The organism is Sedimenticola thiotaurini, from assembly GCF_001007875.1.
Classification (GTDB): domain Bacteria; phylum Pseudomonadota; class Gammaproteobacteria; order Chromatiales; family Chromatiaceae; genus Sedimenticola; species Sedimenticola thiotaurini.
Window position 1 is genome coordinate 19,466 of the sequence record NZ_CP011413.1, and the last position, 13,875, is coordinate 33,340.

The following is a 13,875-nucleotide window of genomic DNA, read 5'->3' on the forward strand; positions in this document are numbered from 1 at the left end:
CATGTCTCAGGAACTGCAGACCGTGCCGATCCGCAGTTCTTTGACTCGGCCCCGGTTAATAGCCGGGGCCGAGAGAGAGCTGTTTTTGTTCCTGCTGTTGATCTGCACATCACTGGTGTTCGTGTTGATGAGCCTGCCAGCCGCAATAGCTGGCGTGATCATCTGGAGCGGCGGCTATTGGGCACTACGTGAAATGGCGAAGGGCGACCCGATGATGAGCAAGATCTTTTTCCGCCATATCCGCTATCGGCCATTTTACCGGGCCAGATCATCCAGGACGGTGATCGATCAGAAAAAAGGAAAGAAAAAGCAATGCTACAGCTAAAGGCATTCCGCACCAAACACAAGGGCTTGCCCGACCTGCTGAACTATGCCGCCGAAATTGAGGATGGCGTCATCCTTGGCAAGGACGGGGCACTCATGGCCGGTTGGATCTATCGCGGTGACGATCAATCCTCCGCCATGCCCATGCAACGCAATGCGGTCGCCGCTCATGTCAACTCTGCACTATCGATGCTCGGCAGCGGCTGGATGATACACAATGACTGCATCCGGACACCCGTAGCCGCCTATGCCAAGCGCGAACTGTCACACTTTCCTGACCCGATAAGCAAACTGATCGATGAAGAGCGCCGAGCGCTGTTTGAAGAGCAAGGCAGCTACTACGAGTCTCTGCACGTACTGATTGTCACCTATCTGCCGCCAACCACCGGCAGATCTGCCGTCAAGGCGATGATGTACGAGGAAGACGGCAAGCGGAAAAAGGCGACAGCAACCATCGAGCTGGACCGCTTTAAGCGGACCATTTCAGAGCTTGAAACCCGACTCGGTGCCCTGGTCAGCCTGGAACAGCTGAATGGCCATCCGGTAGAAACCGAAGACGGCAGGACCGAGATTCAGGATGAACTCCTCGGCTACATCCACTGGGCGCTAACGGGCATCAGACAGCCGATCAAGCTGCCCCCGGTACCGATGTACCTGGATGCCGTTATCGGCGGTCAGGATTTTGTCGGCGGTGTGGCCCCACGAGTCGGGAATCAGCATATCCGGGTGGTAGCGATTGAAGGATTCCCCCAGGAGTCCTATCCGGGCATTCTGGACGCCCTGGATCAGATTCCGATCCCATACCGCTGGTCTACGCGGTTTATCTTCCTGGACGCCTACGAGGCCTCCGCAGAACTGGAAAAATACCGCAAAGCCTGGGAGCAAAAAGAGCGCTCTCTGCGCGACCAAATATTTAACACACAAAGCGGGCGGGTTGATCTGGATGCCCATTCGATGAAGAAAGACACCATCGATGCCCAGGCAGAGGCCAATAGCGGAATCGTGCGATTCGGCTATTACACTTCGGTAGTCGTTCTCATGGATGAGAACGAGGAAAGGGTGGAGGATACCGCCAAGACTGTAGCCCAGGCAATTCGGAATCTCGGGTTTGCATCCCGCATCGAGACGATCAACGCCGTCGAGGCCTGGCTTGGAAGTCTGCCCGGTCATGGGGTACAGAATATCCGGCGACCGCTGCTGCACACCTTGAACCTGGCGCACATGCTGCCCCTCTCGTCGGTCTGGGCAGGCGAGGCTAACAACCCCTGTCCGTTCTACCCGGCTGGATCACCGCCGTTACTCTACGGAGCCACGGACGGCTCCACCCCCTGGCGATTCAATATCCACGTGCATGACGTGGGCCATACACTGATATTGGGACCAACCGGGTCGGGTAAATCAACCAAGATGGTCCTGATGATGGCGCAGTTTCTGCGCTATCCGAAGGCCTCGGTCTTTGCGTTCGACAAGGGCTATTCAGCCTACGTCATGTGCAAGGCGACCGGAGGGGATCATTACGACCTGGCAGGCGACGACACCAGTATTGCGTTCGCCCCGTTTTCGCATGTGAAATCGGATCGTGACATGGCTTGGGCAAGAGAGTGGGTCGAAAAGATCGCCGAGCTGCAAGGTGTGAAACTGCAGCCGGAACACCGCAAGGAAATCCATCGGGCGCTGACCTTACTAAAAGAGTCAGATCACAAAACACTCACCGCCTTTCACGCGACGTTGCAACACCAGAAGCTCAAGGATGTTATTGAGCCCTACACTATCGACGGGCCTTATGGCCAGTTGTTCGATGCGGAAACCGACAGCCTGAAAGAGGGCCGATTCCAGGTCTTTGAAATGGAACAGTTGATGGGCATGGGGCAACAGGCCGTCCTGCCGGCGCTGGATTATCTGTTTTATCGCATTGAGAAACAGCTACAGGGCCAACCAACGTTGATCGTCCTCGATGAGGCCTGGGTGATGTTCGAGCACCCGGTATTCCGGGAGAAGATCCGCGAATGGCTCAAAGTGCTGCGTAAAGCCAATGCAGCGGTGGTGATGGGCACCCAATCCCTTTCCGATGTGGCCGGTAGCGGCATCCTCGATGTGATCAACGAAAGCTGTCTAACAAAAATTTTTCTCGCCAACCCGCTGGCTCACGAAGACGAAGCAACCGCGCTTTACCGCAACCTGGGCCTGAACGGAACCCAGATCGATATCGTCAGTTCGATGGTGCGCCGGCGCGACTACTACTACACATCACCACTCGGACGGAGACGCTACCGGCTCGACCTCGGACCTGTGGCGCTCTCCTTTGTCGCCGTGTCCGGAAAGGAAGAGGTCGCCGCTGCACGGCATGTCATGGAGAAGCACGGGCAGGGCTGGCAAATGCGCTGGCTGGAACAGAAAGGAGCAAGGCAGTGAAACGCATTATCGCCGCAGTATTGATGCTGGTATCGGGGTCAGCAAGCGCCGGAGGCGGGGGCCTCGCTGGTGGAGCCACCGAGATAACCCAATTAGCCAACAATGTGGAGCTGGGGGCAATCTTCGGGGAAGAGGCGCAGCAGGTGGCCCAGCAAGCGCAGCAGCTCGCCCATGAAATCCAGATGATTCAGAACCAGCTGAACATGTATCAGAACCTGCTGGACAACACCTCCAATCTGGGCAGCTTCATTTGGGGTAACGTATTCAGCGACCTGCAGGCTCTTGCCTCGGCAGTACAGCAGGGCAACGCCATTGCCTACAGCGCATCCAACATGAACGCGCTGTGGCAACAGCGCTACCAGGGCTATTCAAACTACCTGGCGAAAACCTATGGTCCGGGCAACTTCCAAAGTGATTATAGGCACTGGTATTCCACCCAGCGCGACGGCCTTCACGGGGCGCTTCGCTCGGCCAACCTCCAATCCCAACAATTCGCCACCGAAGAGGCGACATTGAACACGCTGGAAAATATGTCTCAGACCGCATCAGGCCGGATGCAGGCTATCCAGGTCGGCAACCAGATCGCTATGCAGCAGGTCCGCCAGTCCCAGAAGCTGCGCGAGCTGGTCATGGCCCAGATCCAGGCACAAACCAACTACCTCGCCTCAGAGGCGGAGAAAGATGCCGCCAACCAGGCGAGGAATGAGAAATTTTTCTCAGGAGCATCGGGCGTCACCGTTGGTAATGAAGCCCAATACAACCCAGGTAATTTGTCAGGAACGAACCCATGAAAAACATAGCCCTCCCCATAATCATGCTGTGTACAACCGTGGCAATGACCGGCTGTGGCGAGAATGATACCCAGGTCAACCAAATCACCATTGAGGCCAAACCAGAACCGGCGCAAGAGAAAGAAAAACAACCCAGACGGCGCTCTGGTGTTGTTGTGGGCAATGAAACTCAATATGACCCCGGTAACTTATCGGGCCGTAGATAATGATCGAGGCAGGTATTTTAGAAAAGTGCAAGGCGATCTACGAAAGTTTCACATATGAAAAAGGAAACACGGATGAAAAAAGGATTACTGTTACCGCTGATCGCCCTGGCCCTACTGGCCTATGGTGACGCTGCCTTTGCGGCAATTAACGAAGATAACCTGCTTGATAGCATCGTCAATCAGTACCGAACCTCCGCTAGTAACTGGTCTGCTGTGATCACCAATGCCGCCCTTTGGCTGTTCTGGTCACTGGCGTTGATTGAAATCGTCTGGACCGGCATCACCCTGGCGATCAGGCAGGCCGATTTCGTAGAAGTCATATCGGAAATCGTCATGCGCGTGATATTCATCGGTTTCTTTTTAACCTTGCTGACCTTCGGTCCAGCATGGGCCGCTGATATTGTCGATTCTCTCGGACAGCTTGCCAGTCAAGCCAGTGTTGCCGGTGGGGGACTCGGAACCGTGTCACCTGGCGCAGTGTTCGATGCGGGCCTGGACTTGGCCGATCAAATGACGTCCTCAATCTCATTCTGGGACGACGCGGTAGATTCCCTCGGCCTCCTGATCGCAGCGCTAATCGTCATTATTGTCTTCGCGCTGATCACCGCCTTTCTATTGATGACAATGGTCGAGGTCTGGATTGTCCTCTTTGCCGGCATCATCCTGTTGGGTTTTGGCGGCTCCCGCTTCACCAAAGACTTTGCGCTGAAATACCTGATCTACGCCCTTTCGGTGGGCATAAAGCTGTTCGTGATGTTCCTGATCATCGGCATTGGCCAGAGCTTCATAAATCAATGGGTCACCAACTGGGAGAACGAGGATAGTCAGGTCCTTCTGGCTATCGGTGCAGCCATTGTCCTGCTCGCCCTGGTTCGCGAGATCCCCAACATCATGCAAGGCCTCATGTCCGGTATGAGCTTCGCCACGGGTGATTCCCTAGTTCGTAGCGGTGCCCAGGTGTTAAGGGGTGGCGCTGTCGCTGGTGCCGCCGTCGCAGGCGCTGGCATGGGCTTGGCCGGTGGTGCATCTGCCATTAGGGCCGCAACTAATCTCGCACATGCCCAGGGCGCATCTGGATTTGGCCAGACCGCCGTCGCGGCAGCCCGCAACCTCGGCAGCAGCTTTAAGAGCGAAGCCGGGGAACACGCCAGGCGCGGACAGTTTGCTGGCCCCAAAAAGGGCATGGGCTTCCGCATGGCCGAGGCCATGAAGGTAGCCGAGAAGGAATTGAACAGTAACAGCATCGAAAAAGGATAAGTACATGTCAGAAACAGCAAACCCCTACCTGGAAGCCCGGCGCGAATGGAACGAGCGCTATGGCTCCTACATCGCTCAAGCGGCCACCTGGCGCATGGTCGCCGTTGTGGCCCTCTTGCTTGCCATCGTCAGCGTCGGCGGGTTGATCTATGTCGCCGGAAAGTCTCAATTCATCCCCTACCTGGTCGAGGTAGACGGGCAGGGTAGGGCCGCAGCAGTGGGTCCGCTCACCGAGGCCAACGAACAGAATCCGATGGTAACAAAGGCCATGCTCGCGGGTTTCATCAGAAATTGGCGCGAGGTTACGGCGGATATCGAGATCCAGAAGCGCCGGATCTTCGCCGCCTACGCCCACATATCACAGGCAGACCCATCTTTCACAACGGCCAACGAGTATTTCAAGGCTAACGACCCCTTTGAAAGAGCCAAGACCGAAACCGTGGTGGTAGAGGTCGAAAGCCCGCTATCTCTGGGTAAAGGGGTCTGGCAACTGGAATGGGTGGAACGTCGCCGCGACAGGAAGGGAAAGACACTGGGTAAACCGACACGCTATCAGGCAGTGTTGCACACGGCACATGCCAAGGCGAGCCGGGACATCAAGCGGATACAGGTCAACCCGGTAGGGCTCTACATCACTGAATTTAACTGGACGGAAATGCTGGCTACAGCAGGGGACGCACAATGATACGCACTATCTTAATTGCCATCGGCCTGGTGATGGCCACACAGACCGCCAGCGCCGCCAAAATATCTCCCCGTGACCGCACGGGCGTCGAACTGTCAAAAGCATGGATGACCGAGGATATAAAGCCGCGCAGATCCGCCGATGGCAGTGTGGTATTCCAATATGGTGCCACTTTGCCGACCGTGGTCTGTGCCCCCCTCCGGGTGTGTGATATCGCCTTGCAGCCCGGGGAAAAAGTGATCAGCAGCCCTAAACTGGGCGATACCGTCCGCTGGAAACTCGCCCCCGCCAAGAGCGGCCCGGAAGGAGCGGAAATCATACATGCCGTAGTCAAGCCGACCGAACCGGGGTTGGATACCACGTTAATGATCCCAACGGATCGGCGCATGTACCACCTTCGCCTGGTCTCCACGAAAACCGACTGGATGCCCTTCATATCCTTCGAGTATCCGGAGGATCACGAAAAGGCATGGGCAGAAATCCAGGTCGCCCAGGCCGAACAGCAGCGCCGCGAATCGATGCGCAAGCTGGAAGTGGGTGCATCCCGTATGCCGGTCGAGGATCTGAACTTTGAATACGAGATAGACGGGGAAAGCCACTGGCGGCCTGTTCGCGTGTTCGATGATGGCAGCCACACCTATATTGACCTGCCACACAAAGCAAAGCATCGAGACGCACCGATTCTGTTGGTTAATGACGCTGAACAAGACCGCCTGGTCAACTACCGGATGCACGGCAGCCGGTTCATCGTCGATACCCTGTTTGATCAAGCCAAGCTGATTTCCGGTGTTGGCGACAATCAACAAAAAGTGGTCATCCGGAGGGCAGGGCAATGAGTAGAGTGATTATAGGGATCTTGATTGCCGCCCTACTGGGTGGCTGCCAGAACCAGATGATCCGTGACGATCTGGCACCCGTGAAGGCCGGCGCGGCCGGCTCTATCGTGGCCGACTGGGCGCAACTGCTGCAGGACCGCTACCCGGCCACGACAGTATTTGAGATCAAGGGTATGGGTAAGATCGGCACCGCCCTGGCGAAGGAACTTCGGAGCCTAGGATATGGCGTCGCAGATACCCAGGATCAACCGACCACAGAAAGCGTGCCTATTGAGGTACGCAGCGACAAGCTCGGCAGCAAGGGGATACTGGTCTCCCTCATCATCAAGGATCAGATTATTTCCCGGTCCTATACGGTATCTGAATCCGAAGCGGCGGCAGACAGCGCCTTTAGTGAGCTGGCAGCAGGAGGGAAACTGTGAAATCAACGGAAGAGACACCAGAAGGAATTGCCCTGTCGGGCACCCCGACAGGCATCCGGCGCTTAAACAAAATCCCCCTGCTGATCATTGGGGCGGCTGGAATCCTGATCGTGACCGTGGTCGCTTATGCGTTACATCAGCGATCCCAGCCGGTCACACTGGAATCTGTCCAGGAGGATACCAGGCGGGAAGCCGATGAGACCTCTGTCAGAGCACTGACAGAAGGCCACCATGGGGCCTACATAGAGGAAACCACTGCGGAAATAGCGCCTCAACGGCAAAGGCCGGCAAAAACGCCTAAGCCCAACTCGCCCGCCAATCCGGCACAGACGGCTGCAACAGCCCCCTATGCCCCAAGGCCCGTTGCCGCGCCAATCCGGCGCAGCGCCGTCGAGGATGCCAAAGAGCGCCAAGAGGCCAAACGCTTGCAGATGCTCTATGGCGCAATGGAAGCGCCTATTGGTGTCGATTTCAATCAAAAGGGTGAGGCGCAGGCCACCCCTATCACTCTCACACAACCACCGCGAGATAACCGCTCTCAGCTCCTGGGAGAAGCCATCAGGAATGCGCTAGGCAACCAACAGCAAGAGACCGACCCCAACGGCCAGGCCGATAAGACGGCATTTTTGCAAGGCAGGCAGGAACGGACCCCTGTCATCTATGGCCGGGATAGGCCGGTAACACCCTGGGAGATCCGCAGCGGTACGGTGATACCGGGAGTCTTGATTACCGGCATCAATTCCGACCTGCCAGGTAACATCAAGGGCCAGGTGTCGCAGAACGTCTATGACACGGCCACCGGTAAATATCTGCTGATCCCTCAAGGCACCCAGCTTGTCGGCACCTATGACAGCCGCGTTACTTACGGACAGAACCGGGCTCTGGTCGTGTGGACCCGGCTTGTATATCCGGACGGCTCTGCGCTGGAGCTCGGCAACATGGGCGGAACAGACATGGCCGGATATGCTGGATTCGAAGACCAGGTAGATAACCACTATTTCCGAATATTCGGCTCTGCACTGCTGATGTCGGTAATCTCGGCCGGGTACGCCATCGCTACGGATGATGATTCACAAAGCGACAACGAACAGAGCGCCCAGCAGGAAATAGCCCGCGAAATGTCACAGACCAGCGACCGCATTCTCAGGAAGAACCTGAACCTGCAGCCAACTATCAAGATTCGACCTGGCTACAAGTTCAATGTGTTTGTGAACAAGGATATGAGATTCAGAGAACCGTACCCGGCACAAGGGTAAGTAAGGAAGCGCCTGACGGAATGGAAGCCGCTCGCCCTGGGTCTAGCGGCTGCGACACCTGCCCAGTGGTGTGACTGCCGGGAGAGTCCGGCCTCGTTTTAACAAGCATAAGGAAGAAAAATATATGTCAAACTGGACGACTATCGAAGCCTGCGCACTGCTCTCCCCTTGCGCATCACTCATGCCAATACCAGCCGCAATACTGTGGGTCGCCGCACTGACGATCTTGATGTACTGGGGCAGCAAGCTGCATCCAATATTTGCGGATAAAGAGAAGAAGGATTAAAAGGCCGAAACCCCGCCTTTTACCCGGCCATCTGGCCGGGTTTTTTAGTACACGAGACAGTCGATCTTACATGTTATTCGAGAAACCTCATTCCATGGCCATAGAACGCGCAATGTCGAGTGCGTCTTCCAGGGTGCCCACCATAGATAAACAGGTAGACCGGTCCCAAGCGCCACCATCCAGGCAACGGACATCATAACGAACACCCGTAGGCCATGACTCAAACCACTGGATACGTCTAGCTTCCTGATCGGCATCGAATTCTTCACGGCTTTTTGGGATAAAGTCACCCAGACCAGGACGCGACACACGATTAATATAATCAGAATAGGACTCGACCATATCAGCCCATGAATATGACCGAATGAAGGGACGCCCCCACCAGTCATCGACCTCCTGGGGATCCCGATCATCATTAGGCGTGCTGTCAAACCCATCTCGCAAGCGAGGATTGAACGGCACCCCCTGAATCATCGGCTGGTTCTCCGGTCGATGGCAGTCCTCATAATCGTGCAAGACAACTCTCTCACCACAATAGTCGATGACGCGTAGCTCCTCGCCTTCTTCTTCGGTATCGAACAGTTGTTTGACCGGGGCCGTGAATTTCACTTCCAGGCCCACGGAACTCGGCGTACCGTCCGTGTGGTAATAATCAGTAAACTCAATCGCAGCGTAGTCGAGATAGAATCCGTCCTCTCCCACCATATCAACATTGAAGGGTAGGGAACGATCAGCAACCCTCATAAGACGATCAATCACATCCTGAACCGAAGGCTTCTCAAAAACATCGGAACTCTTAGTAACTTTTTCCATGTGCAAATCCCAAAATTGATTATTGGTGGTACGGACGCCCGTTAATCAGACTCCAAGCGGTTGCGGTTCGCTATTTCCACGTAGGTATCCAAGCGAGTTTCCAACCGAATAACCCGCCCGTCGATGCCCTCTACTTTCTCCTGCAGCTTCATATTGGCTGCATTCAGCCGCTCTACGGAATCAGTGAGTTTTACCGTGTCTTTCAATATCGACATGAATTCCTTTCCAAGGCCCATTAGCTTTGCTCTCCCAGTTTTTCGATCAGCGCGTTGCAACGCTCGGTGGTTTCGTCAGTGAGGGTGATAGCCCGGCTCAAGCTCTCCTTAGCTAGGGCCAGCAGTTCAGCGGCACCAGGCTCATCGGCCAGCAGTTTGTCGAAGGTTTGTTCCAGTGTGCGTTCGTGTAATTGAATCACCACGCGCCCATCGTCCACCTGTATATCCACCTCGCTATCACTATTAAACCCGGCAGCGGCCAGCACCTTTGCCGGCAAGCGGATCGCCGAGCTGTTGCCCCATTTCTGTATTTTGCCCTGTGCTTCCATGGATTCCCCCTATAAGGTATCTACATATGTAGATACTATAATACCCACACCAATGTGTCAACATATGTATCTACATTAGAATAAAGATAACTGCGATAAACCGTCAGAGGGCGAGGCAGTAACGGCCTCAGCAACCGCCTTCTTGATAGCCGGATGGTCCGCCGGCGTCGGCTGCTCCGGAAGATCGCGCCGGGAATAATGGCAAACAGTCTGCCAGGCGGCAGGATCACCCAGGGTGTTGCCCTGGTAGGAAACCAACTCGCCAAGGCCGAGCTGATTTACATACAACGAGGAAAGCACCTGTACCGGGTACATACGGGCACAACGATGATCGATATCTATCCCGGTGACAGAGACCCAGGCTAACGCCTCCGGGCCATGTGTAGCGGTGATATGATCCAGAGCAGCCAGCAGCATCCCTCCAGCGCCCACGGCGGGATCACTGATCCGGATCAGCCGCGCCTGGTCTTTATCAAACCTGAGTCCCTGCATGTTCATCTGGGCAATCATTCTGCACAGCTCGGTCGGGGTGAAGAATTGGCCGGAGCCTTTCTGTTGGTAACGGCTCACCAGTTCCATGTGAACCGGACCAAGAAGATCAGCAAAGGGGGCCTCTCTGATCACTTCCTGGGCATACAGCCCGGACAGGTTGAAAAGCACCTCTCTCACCGCCTCGGTGGGGATCTCCGTTAACCGGATACCGAATCCGGCCAGCACATCATCCAGCATGAGATCGAACCACTGTTCTGCTCTCAAGCCCTCCTTGCCATGCAAGGAAATCAATTCATTCGTAAGTTTATTCATCTAGTCACCTCTTCAAGGCATGGCCAAGGTTGGCCGGGGTTAAGGGTTTTGCTGTTTTAAGCATTGAGCGCTTGCGCTCCTGACCCACTGGCGAAGTGCGGGGGTAGAGAGTGCAAGGGGAGGGGGATCACCCGGCCTGCACAAATGGAGCGAAGCGGAATGCGGAAGGTTGGGGAGACCCCTTGCGCGAGCGAGGGGCGGAGCCCCTTATCAGAAGCCCGATCAGTTGGGAGCCCTGGCGAGCATCTGTGAGGGCGTTAGAAAAGAAGGGAAACCGATAGTCCCGATCAGGGTCTATCGGGCAATACCGAACACCTGGCCGGGCCGGGAGACCGCGACCGTTTATGCGTAATTAAGCGAACCTTACACCTCACGATTCCGAGTGAGCGAGGTATTACCTTGTATCCCATGCTTGCATGACCAAGTGACGCTTTTCATAGCCGATAGCTTGTAGATAGATTTCCGTGGTCTTCGTGTCACTATGCCCCATCAGATCCCGTAACACATTCAACGGCAGCGGAGTAGGGCCTGAGAGCATGGCGATCCCGAACCCGTGGCGCAGGCCCTTGGCTGTCGCCTGGGGTCCGGAGATTCGTGCACGGGCCATCACCCGTTTGACCATGCGCCAGGCGGTTGATCGGCTCATGGTCCAAAGGAGATCATCCAATCCCTTGCCCGACTGATAGCGCCGGCGCAGATCAAACACCAGGTCGATCTGATCCAAGAGGAACGCCGGGACCGGCACCGCACGAAACTGAGGCCGTTTCTCGCGGCCTTGGGCATCCCTGAGTCGCTTCTTCAGTGATCGGAAGACTATCTCCCCAGTATCCACATGTACACGCCTGGTAGTCAGTTCCAGGGCCTCGGAGGGTCGGCAGCCGGTGTAGTGGAGCACATGACAGAAGATCCGATCTTCCCGGTTCTCCTGGGCTGCGGCTTCGAGGAAGCGGCCACGCTCATCGGCTGTGAGATACAGTCGATGGCCACATTCATCAAACAGGCGCATTTCGGGGGCAATATCGAGGCTGGAAGACATGAAACAGTACCTATGTGTTTTGTTTCATTCTACCCATAAAAAAAGCCTGATCAAGGGTCGGATCAGGCATTATTGGGGGTTAGCAGGGGCCGGATTGAAACACTATTACCTATAGTGTTTCAGATTAGTCACAAACATTTAGACTTATCGATTAACTCGCAAAATCCGAGGCCTTGTCCTCTGGGGGCCAGTTAACTTAGTCTGCAGTTCATGGACTATTTCTGATGGCTCGGGGGGAGAACCCTCGCGTAGTGAATTTTGGACCTCATCCCATTCTGAATAGACAATCATGGGCTCTTGAATGGTGTAGTTAGAACCGGTTTTCTTTAAAGGATATGAAAGCCAGGTTAATTCGCTATTTGCTTGGGTTGTAGAAGAAAAAGAGGGCAGTGAACGAAAAAATTGTGTATCCACAACAACAAAAAACTTCTTCCCCCAGCGCCTAAAGACAGGCACCTTTAATTGGAGCTGAGGTATAAGGCGCTTCTGTGCGGATGATCGGAAATCAGGCCGCCGATCAGAGCTTTCTATATCTAGTGCCCCATGCGCAAGAAAATAATTCATGGCTGTCCTGATTTCCCTACCAGAAAAATAAACCGCCTGCACCTCTACTGCGGCAAAATCTGTGATTTCACCAGACTCAACACGCCCGAGAATATAGTCTACCTTACCAATCTTCCGGTCCCTTCCCCCCTCTTGATCAGAAGGAATCTTTAATATCCGTACTTCTGGGAATACACCAAACGAGGCATCAGGGCCAAAGGAAAGACGGGCAGCGTCGGTAAAAATGCGATCTGATTCCAGAAAACGAAAAGGGCAAAGAGAAGCAGCCTCTACCCCATCAGATAAGCTGCATATTCCTATCGGATCTGTCGTGCTAGATTTTGTACAAGCTGAGCCCCGAAATCGGCAGTTTTTATGCCTGCGATCTGATTGAGCGTCGTCCGTAAGGTCTTCTACACCATGTCCAAATACTTCAGAAATCAGCATTCACATCCCTTATTATTAGTTATCCAGATGCTGATCTAAGCATAGATTGACTAGAATATTCCACTTCAGACATTAAAGAGAGTATCGACTTTGCAACAGTTCGTCCAAGGATAGGAGGCACTGCATTACCTACCTGAACATATTGATCGGTTCTTGAGCCAGAAAACAAGTATGTATCTGGAAAAGATTGAAGTCTTGCAGCCTCTCGTACGGTTAGAGCACGATCCTGAGTAGGATGAAAGAAGGCCCCCCAATGGGGATCACACTTCGTCAATATGGTACTGGCAAGCCCTTTTGGCATCAAACGACCGTATCTCTTAGTGTGATCGCTTCGTCGCGCACGCTTCATACCTTCTGGTAAGAGTTCATACGGAATATCTCGCCAACTACCACCCTGAGGAATATGCTTTAAGCGAGCAAGATTGACACTACCCAGTCTAGGAGCAGAATGATTGTAAACTAGGGTTTGATTGCCCCGTAGCTCTTTTTGATATGAATTGGTGGCATCTGCACCATATGGCCCAGGGGGAGGATTCTCACCGTTCTTCACGACTGGTAAATCACCTATCGCATCCCACACCGTAGTATATGGTCGAAGTCCCGGCCCGTGAGTAGGGGACGGCCAGGGTATGGGAAGGCCTAATCTATTCCCAATAAACAAAACCCGCCTCCGCTCTTGAGGAATTCCATACTCTTCCGCTTTGAGTACCCTCATTTCAGTATGGTAACCAAGCGACCGCAGTTTTGTGGTTATCTCCGCTACAGCGTCTCCGCCTCCGGCAGACATAATGCCGGTTACATTTTCCATAACAACCCATTTCGGTTGTAAGCCTCTCACAATGCGCAGGTAGTCTCTAAAAAGGCTACTCCTTTGATCGTGCAACCCACGTTTATGGTTATAAACACTGAACGCCTGACAGGGTGGACCACCTACCAAGCAATCCAGATCACCTTTTTTCAATCCTGTTTCACGGAGTAGACGTGGTGCGGTAACACGATTAATGGGGCCAGGTATAAATACTGCGTTAGGATGGGTACGCTGGAAAGTCTCCCCAGCAAAAACATCCATATCGTTACCCGCGAGTATTTTAAATCCTGCCTGCTGGAAGCCCTCTGATAGACCTCCTGCGCCACAAAATAAATCTATTGCCGTTGGTTGGTTGTGATTTTTATCCATGCTTCCGTTCTCGCATGCCATTACTGAATAGGTCGC

Annotated in this window: 16 protein-coding genes; 9 read left to right on the forward strand and 7 right to left on the reverse strand. The window is 54.3% G+C overall.

Translation table 11 applies throughout. From position 1 onward, the window contains the following. The first annotated feature begins 1 nt into the window (after window position 1). The 9 genes from trbD to AAY24_RS18290 are packed head-to-tail and all read left to right on the forward strand — an operon-like array spanning window position 2 to window position 8,189. Entirely contained in the window at window positions 2–325 is a 324-nt protein-coding gene (gene trbD, locus AAY24_RS18250) for a conjugal transfer protein TrbD (RefSeq protein ID WP_046861483.1), read from the forward strand. After that, window positions 313–2,736, forward strand: coding sequence for a VirB4 family type IV secretion/conjugal transfer ATPase (locus AAY24_RS18255; protein WP_052761392.1), 2,424 nt, complete (start codon window positions 313–315; stop codon window positions 2,734–2,736). The genes trbD and AAY24_RS18255 overlap by 13 nt, the downstream gene beginning before the upstream one ends. Further along, window positions 2,733–3,527 carry a P-type conjugative transfer protein TrbJ gene (trbJ, locus tag AAY24_RS18260; protein ID WP_052761393.1) on the forward strand — a complete coding sequence of 265 codons (795 nt, stop codon included), beginning with the start codon at window positions 2,733–2,735 and terminating at the stop codon, window positions 3,525–3,527. The genes AAY24_RS18255 and trbJ overlap by 4 nt, the downstream gene beginning before the upstream one ends. Continuing rightward, entirely contained in the window at window positions 3,524–3,733 is a 210-nt protein-coding gene (locus AAY24_RS18265; RefSeq protein WP_046861485.1) for a hypothetical protein, read from the forward strand. Before trbJ ends, AAY24_RS18265 begins: the two co-directional genes overlap by 4 nt. 54 nt (window positions 3,734–3,787) lie before the next feature. Continuing rightward, window positions 3,788–4,990: a P-type conjugative transfer protein TrbL gene (gene trbL / locus AAY24_RS18270; RefSeq protein ID WP_082117282.1), complete on the forward strand. Its 1,203-nt coding sequence runs from the start codon at window positions 3,788–3,790 to the stop codon at window positions 4,988–4,990. 4 nt (window positions 4,991–4,994) lie between these two features. Next, a complete protein-coding gene (locus AAY24_RS18275) occupies window positions 4,995–5,675 on the forward strand; it encodes a VirB8/TrbF family protein (protein ID WP_046861486.1) in 681 nt (226 codons plus the stop codon). Then, entirely contained in the window at window positions 5,672–6,511 is an 840-nt protein-coding gene (trbG, locus tag AAY24_RS18280; protein ID WP_046861487.1) for a P-type conjugative transfer protein TrbG, read from the forward strand. The genes AAY24_RS18275 and trbG overlap by 4 nt, the downstream gene beginning before the upstream one ends. Beyond that, complete coding sequence (locus tag AAY24_RS18285; RefSeq protein WP_046861488.1) at window positions 6,508–6,933, forward strand: hypothetical protein; 426 nt, start codon at window positions 6,508–6,510, stop codon at window positions 6,931–6,933. Before trbG ends, AAY24_RS18285 begins: the two co-directional genes overlap by 4 nt. Continuing rightward, the gene (locus tag AAY24_RS18290; RefSeq protein ID WP_052761395.1) at window positions 6,930–8,189 is read left to right on the forward strand and encodes a TrbI/VirB10 family protein; all 1,260 of its coding nucleotides are present in this window, start codon (window positions 6,930–6,932) and stop codon (window positions 8,187–8,189) included. The genes AAY24_RS18285 and AAY24_RS18290 overlap by 4 nt, the downstream gene beginning before the upstream one ends. 373 nt (window positions 8,190–8,562) lie before the next feature. Here AAY24_RS18290 and AAY24_RS18295 read toward each other — a convergent pair whose 3' ends face one another. From AAY24_RS18295 to AAY24_RS19050, 7 genes are all read right to left on the reverse strand, one after another. Continuing rightward, on the reverse strand, window positions 8,563–9,288 hold the full coding sequence (locus tag AAY24_RS18295; RefSeq protein ID WP_199930601.1) for a hypothetical protein: 726 nt from the start codon (window positions 9,286–9,288) through the stop codon (window positions 8,563–8,565). A gap of 41 nt (window positions 9,289–9,329) precedes the next feature. After that, window positions 9,330–9,503: a hypothetical protein gene (locus AAY24_RS18300; protein WP_199930602.1), complete on the reverse strand. Its 174-nt coding sequence runs from the start codon at window positions 9,501–9,503 to the stop codon at window positions 9,330–9,332. A 20-nt stretch (window positions 9,504–9,523) separates the two neighbouring features. Further along, window positions 9,524–9,832: an AbrB/MazE/SpoVT family DNA-binding domain-containing protein gene (locus AAY24_RS18730; RefSeq protein WP_052761397.1), complete on the reverse strand. Its 309-nt coding sequence runs from the start codon at window positions 9,830–9,832 to the stop codon at window positions 9,524–9,526. A 75-nt stretch (window positions 9,833–9,907) separates the two neighbouring features. Further along, window positions 9,908–10,636, reverse strand: a complete 729-nt coding sequence (locus AAY24_RS18735; RefSeq protein ID WP_082117283.1) for an N-6 DNA methylase — start codon at window positions 10,634–10,636, stop codon at window positions 9,908–9,910. Window positions 10,637–11,030: 394 nt separating this feature from the next. Beyond that, window positions 11,031–11,672, reverse strand: coding sequence for a tyrosine-type recombinase/integrase (locus AAY24_RS18315; RefSeq protein ID WP_046861490.1), 642 nt, complete (start codon window positions 11,670–11,672; stop codon window positions 11,031–11,033). A gap of 144 nt (window positions 11,673–11,816) precedes the next feature. Then, window positions 11,817–12,662, reverse strand: a complete 846-nt coding sequence (locus AAY24_RS19045) for a NotI family restriction endonuclease (RefSeq protein WP_082117284.1) — start codon at window positions 12,660–12,662, stop codon at window positions 11,817–11,819. Between the two features lie 19 nt (window positions 12,663–12,681). Continuing rightward, complete coding sequence (locus AAY24_RS19050) at window positions 12,682–13,839, reverse strand: DNA cytosine methyltransferase (protein WP_046861503.1); 1,158 nt, start codon at window positions 13,837–13,839, stop codon at window positions 12,682–12,684. Between the last annotated feature and the right edge of the window lie 36 nt (window positions 13,840–13,875).